This is a genomic window from Paenibacillus sp. P4_A7 (genome assembly GCF_056402455.1).
This window is the reverse complement of the sequence record NZ_JBFUHJ010000879.1, coordinates 1-763: the sequence shown is the minus strand read 5'-3', so window position 1 is coordinate 763 and position 763 is coordinate 1. Positions and strand designations below refer to the sequence as shown.

The following is a 763-nucleotide window of genomic DNA, read 5'->3' as shown; positions in this document are numbered from 1 at the left end:
GATATTTCTCCTGTAAAAGAAGTGAAAGCCTCTCTGATTGTGACAATAATTGCTTGTAACTTAGTGTTTCATTCTCATCGACTAATGCAAACTTATTACCATATACACTCTCTGAAAAACGCAGCAGAGTCATTACATTGATTCCATATTTACGAATGGCGGAAATTAACCTGTACAATCCGAATGGAGAAAGCAGCTTAAGCTTATAGAATATATGAACTATTTTAATTAAATTCATTTCACTTTCTCCTTTTCCTTAGCATACGAGGAGCAATTATCCGCCAAATTCCACTGAAAACAAGCGATGCCAACTGTCCAAAAATTAACCACCAAGGCTTATATGTTCGCTGTTGTGTATACATTGTTTTGCAAATGATTTTGGCAACATGATCCGGGCTCATCGCTGGCAGCTCTTGATAAGCAGGTGTCGGCAGGATCATGGGTGTTTTCACTAAAGGAAGATATACAGAAGTAGTTGTTATACCCATAGCATTTAGCTCAGGAGCAGTGGACTGAAACCAAGTATCGAACGCTGACTTAGATGCCTGATAAGCTGCCCAATAGGGGAAGGGCGTTAACAACACGTTGATAGTAGATACGTTGATGATGTGAGCTTGATTTTTTGCCAGAAGAGGAATAGTTGATAACAGCAATTGAACCGGCGCAAAATAATTGATGGCCATCGTCCGAGTAAAATCGTGATATCGGTCTAATGATTGGTTAATTGAACGCCTGATTGATAGTCCAGCGTTACTCACAATAA

1 protein-coding gene and 1 pseudogene are annotated in these 763 nt (G+C 39.3%); both read right to left on the bottom strand.

Annotated elements, in window-relative coordinates:
- Window positions 1–238 (bottom strand): annotated as a pseudogene (locus AC1DWN_RS34675) (AMP-binding protein); the annotation flags it as partial.
- Window position 239: 1 nt separating this feature from the next.
- A partial coding sequence (locus AC1DWN_RS34670; protein WP_477563335.1) for an SDR family NAD(P)-dependent oxidoreductase occupies window positions 240–763 on the bottom strand: 524 nt, incomplete at its 5' end.